Origin of the sequence: Actinacidiphila paucisporea (genome assembly GCF_900142575.1) — a bacterium.
GTDB lineage: Bacteria > Actinomycetota > Actinomycetes > Streptomycetales > Streptomycetaceae > Actinacidiphila > Actinacidiphila paucisporea.
Map to the genome: position 1 here is coordinate 1 of NZ_FRBI01000015.1, position 4,818 is coordinate 4,818.

Consider the following 4,818-nt stretch of genomic DNA (forward strand, 5'->3'; position numbering starts at 1 on the left):
GCGAAGACCGGCGACTCGGCCAGCAGCGCCCTCCCCATCCCCGCCCACTGCGCCCCCTGCCCCGGGAAGACGAAGACCCGGCGGCCTTCCACGTCGGCGACTCCGGTGACAGTGGCCGGGCCGGACAGGGAGCTGAGTCCGGCCGACACCGCCGCACGGTCGCCGGCGACGACCACCGCCCTATGGTCGAGCGCTGCCCGTGAGGTGGCCAGCGCAAGGCCGATCCCGGCAAGGCCGAGGTCGGGACGCGCCTCGGCGAAGGACGCCACCCGCGAGGCCTGCGCCCGCAGCGCGTCGGGTGTCCGGCCGGAGACGGCCCAGGGCACGTACGGCGGAACGGGGTCGGCAGCAGGTGATGCGCCGGTGCTGGGTGCCTGTTCGAGGATGACGTGGGCGTTGGTCCCGCTGACGCCGAATGACGAGACGGCCGCCCTGCGCGGCCGGTCGACCTCCGGCCAATCGCGAGCCTCGGTCAGCAGTTCGACGGCGCCCGCCGACCAGTCGACCTTCGAGGTCGGCGCGTCCACGTGCAGCGTGCGCGGCAGCACGCCGTTCCGCATCGCCTCGACCATCTTGATCACACCCGCGACACCTGCCGCCGCCTGCGTGTGGCCGATGTTCGACTTCAACGAGCCCAGCCACAGCGGCTCTTCCGCCGTCCTGTCGCTGCCGTAGGTCGCCAGCAGCGCCTGGGCCTCGATCGGGTCGCCCAGCGTCGTGCCCGTGCCGTGCGCCTCGACCGCGTCGATGTCGGCAGGGGCGAGGCGGGCGTTGGCGAGTGCCTGCCTGATCACCCGTTCCTGGGACGGCCCGTTGGGCGCGGTGAGCCCGTTGGAGGCGCCGTCCTGGTTGACCGCGGAACCGCGCACGACGGCGAGTACCTGGTGCCCCAGCCGCTGCGCGTCGGAGAGCCGTTCCAGTACCAGAATTCCCACACCCTCGGCGAGCCCGGTGCCGTCGGCGGCGTCGGCGAACGCCTTGCAGCGCCCGTCGCGGGCGAGTCCGCGCTGCCGGGAGAAGTCGACGAAGACCTCGGGCGTGGCCATGACGGCCACGCCGCCGGCCAGGGCGAGACTGCTCTCGCCGTCGCGCAGCGACTGGGCGGCGAGGTGCAGCGCGACCAGTGACGACGAGCACGCGGTGTCCACCGTGACCGAGGGTCCTTCAAGGCCGAGCGTGTACGACACCCGGCCGGACGCCACGGAACCCGAGTTCCCGATGCCGAAGTAGCCCTCAAGGCCGGGCGGCAGGTCGAGGACGTGGTGGGCGTAGTCGTGGTACATCAGCCCGGCGTAGACACCGGTGCTGCTGCCTCGCAGCGCGGTCGGGTCGAGCCCGGCAGACTCCAGCGCCTCCCAGGAGACTTCGAGGAGCAGCCGCTGCTGCGGGTCCATCGCCAGTGCCTCGCGCGGCGAGATCCCGAACAGCCCGGCGTCGAAACCGCCCGGCTCGGCGAGAAAGCCGCCCTGGTCCGTATAGGTGCGGCCGGTGGCGTCCGCGTCGGGGTCGTAGAGCGCGTCGCGGTCCCAGCCGCGGTCGGGCGGGAAGGCGGACATCGCGTCAGTGCCGTCGCTCACCAGCCGCCACAGTTCCGCGGGGGAGGTCACCCCACCGGGCAGCCGGCAGGCCATGCCGACGATCGCGATCGGCTCGGCGCGCCGTGACTCGGCGTCCCTGAGCCGCTTGCGGGTCCGCTGCAGGTCGGCGGTAGCGCGCTTGAGATAGTCGCGGAGTTTGTCGTCGTTCGGCATGGGGTGTCTTCCTTGGGTCGTCGTCGCCGGGATGCCCGTCGGTCGTGCGGGGGCCCGTCAGGACAGGCCGAGTTCGTTGTCGAGGAGCTGGAAGATCTCGTCGTCCGACGCGGTGTCGAGGTCGACGTCGGCGTCCTCAGGCACGGTCGCCGCCGTCCACCGGTCGGCCAGCGCCGCCAGCCGCGCCGCGATCCGCGCGGCGGCCGGCCCGCGGCCCGCCCCGGTGCTCGCCGCGGCCGCCAACGACGCTTCGAGGCGGTCGAGTTCCGGCAGGTCGGCGAGCAGTTCGCGGGACGGCTCCGTCGCGCTGTCCGCCGCCGATAGGCCGAGCCGGTCCCGCAGGTGGGTCGCGAGTGCGGTGGGAGTCGGGTGGTCGAAGACGAGGGTCGCGGTCAGCCGGATGCCGGTCGCCTCGGCGAGGCGGTTGCGCATCCTCACGGCGGTCAGCGAGTCGAAGCCGACGTCCTTGAACGTCTGCGTCGCCCGCACCGTCTCGTCCACGCTCTGCCCGAGAACGTAGGCCGCGCTGCTCCTTACCAGGTCCACCAGCAACCGCAGTTGGCCCGCCGCGTCGAGGGCGGCGAGCCGCCGGGGGAGCGAGTCCCGTCCGTCCGCGGCAGTCGGATCCGCCGGGGCGAGGCCGGCCGTGGCGGTCGTCCGCGGTGCCGCCCGGACCAGCCCGCGCAGCAGCGGGTTGAGGTCACCGCCCGCGGCCTGCAGACGCAGCGCCGCGTAGTCGAGACGGGTCGCCAGGAGGGTGGGTTCCCCGGTCGCCAGCGCCGCATCGAAGAGCGCCAGCGCCTCGGGCGTGGTCAACCCGCGCTGCGCGCCGCTGCCTTCGAGCCGTGCGAGGCCTGCCTCGCCGAGCCGGCCGGTCAGCCCGCTCGCCTGCGACCACAGCCCCCACGCGACCGACACGGCGGGCAGCCCCTGGGAGTGGCGGAGTCGGGCCAGCCCGTCGAGAAAGCCGTTGGCCGCCGCGTAGTTGGCCTGGCCCGCGCTGCCGAGCGTCCCGGCACCTGAGGAGAACAACACGAACGCCGCCAGATCCACTTCCCGCGTCAGCTCGTGCAGATGCCACGCTCCGTCGGCCTTGGCCCGCAACACCGCGTCGAGCCGTTCCGGAGTCTGCGCCGTGAACACCCCGTCGTCCAAGGTGCCCGCCGCGTGCACCACCGCAGTGAGCGGGCGCCCCGGTGGGATGGCACCGATAACGGCTGCCAGCGCCTCGCGGTCGGCCGCGTCCGCCGCCACGACCTCGGCGCCGGCACCTTCCGCGTCGAGCGCTGCCACCAGGTCGGCGGCCCCGTCGGCGTCGAGGCCGCGCCTGCTGAGCAGCAGCAGATGCCGTATGCCGAACTCGGCGACCAGATGCCGGGCGACCAGGCCGCCGAGCGTGCCCGTCCCGCCGGTGATCAACACGGTGCCGTCCGGGTCGAGTACCTGCTTTTCCTCGGGCGCGGCCGTCGTCGTACCGGACGCGTCCGGTACGTGGGCGCGGACCAGGCGGGGGACGGTGACCCGGCCGTCCCGGACGTACGACTGCGGCTCGGCCGCGGCGATCAGCGACGGCAGCAGCGCGGAGGCCGCCGCAGGCGAGTCGGTGGCCACGAGATGGATGCGCGCCGGGTGTTCGAGCTGGGCCGAGCGGACCAGGCTGTGGACCGCCTCCGTCGCGGGGTCGTCCGCGGGGTCCGCGGTGAGCACCGCGAGCGGGCCGTCGCCCGTGGTGAGGTGCTGCTGGAGATACGCGAGTGCGCGGCCGGTGAGATCGCGGGCAGCGGCGGGCGCCGCGAGACCCGTGGCGACGGTCAGGTCCAGGACCGGTGTCACCGGGGCCTCGCCGGACACTGGGACCGGCGGCGCGGACAACGGGATTCGCTCGACGCGGAAGAGCGCGTCGGAGACCGGTGCCGACGAAGCGAGCGGGCGCAGCACCAGAGCGCCGATCTCGGCCACGGGACGGCCCGCCGGGTCCGTGAGCGCGAAGGAGACGCTGCCGGTGCCCGTGGGCCGGGCGTGGACGCGCAGCGCTGTCGCGCCCGTGGCGTGCAGTGCGACACCGCTCCAGGCGAAGGGCAGCAGGACATGGCCCGCCTCCGCGGCCGGGGCCGCGCCGAGGTTCGCGGCCTGCAGTGCCGCGTCCAGCAGGGCCGGGTGCAGTCCGAAGCCCGCCGCCGCCGCGTGCAGTTCGCTCTGCAGCGCGACCTCGGCCCACACCTCGGAACCGCGCCGCCATGCGCTGCCGAGCCCGCGGAAGGCGGGACCGTAGGCGTAACCGGCGTCGGCCAGCCGCTCGTAGAAGCCGTCGGTCGCGATCGGCTCCGCGCCGGGCGGCGGCCACGGCTCACCGTCGGACTCCGGTGCCTTCAGCGGCCCTTGGACGAGGTGTCCCTCGACGTGCCGGGTCCACTCCGCCGCACCGTCCGCCCGGGAGTGGACGTGCAACGGCCGCCGCCCGTCCGCGCCGGGAGCGCCGGCCGAGACCCGCAGCTGCACGCCGTCCCGGCCGGACAGCGTCAGAGGCGCCTCGATCACCAGCTCGTCCAGGGTGCCCGCGCCGACCTCCCGGCCCGCCCGCAGGGCGAGTTCGAGGAAGACGGCACCCGGCAGCAGGACGCTTCCGGAGACCGCGTGGTCGGCCAGCCATGGGTGCCTCGCCGTCGACAGCCGGCTGGTGAAGACTGCCCCGCCGTCCGGAAGGTCGACCACCGCGCCCAGCAGCGGGTGCTCGGCGGCCGCGAACCCGAGCGCGGCGGGGTCGTTCGGCGCTGTGACCGGTTCGAGCCAGTAGCGCTTGTGTTGGAAGGCGTAGGTGGGGAGGTCGGCGGGGCGTACGGGGCCGGCGTGGGAGTAGGTGGGGGTCCAGTCGACGGTGATGCCGCGTACGTGGAGTTCGGCGGCGGAGAGGAGGAGTCGGTCGAGGCCGCCGTCGTCGCGTCGGAGGGTGCCGGTGGCCACGGTGGGGTCTTGGGTGTGGTTGTCGAGGGTTTCGGTGATGCTCGGTAGGAGGACGGGGTGCGGGCTGACCTCGACGAAGGCCCGGTAGCCGTCAGCGGCGAGCGCG

The 4,818-nt window shown here is 74.3% G+C and carries 2 protein-coding genes; both read right to left on the reverse strand.

Annotated features, from left to right (window positions below):
- The coding region (locus BUE44_RS38645; RefSeq protein ID WP_235002339.1) for a type I polyketide synthase at positions 1-1,751 on the reverse strand (1,751 nt) is incomplete at its 3' end.
- A gap of 57 nt (positions 1,752-1,808) precedes the next feature.
- Positions 1,809-4,818, reverse strand: a 3,010-nt coding sequence (locus BUE44_RS38650; RefSeq protein ID WP_235002341.1) for a type I polyketide synthase, incomplete at its 5' end; no start/stop codon positions are given.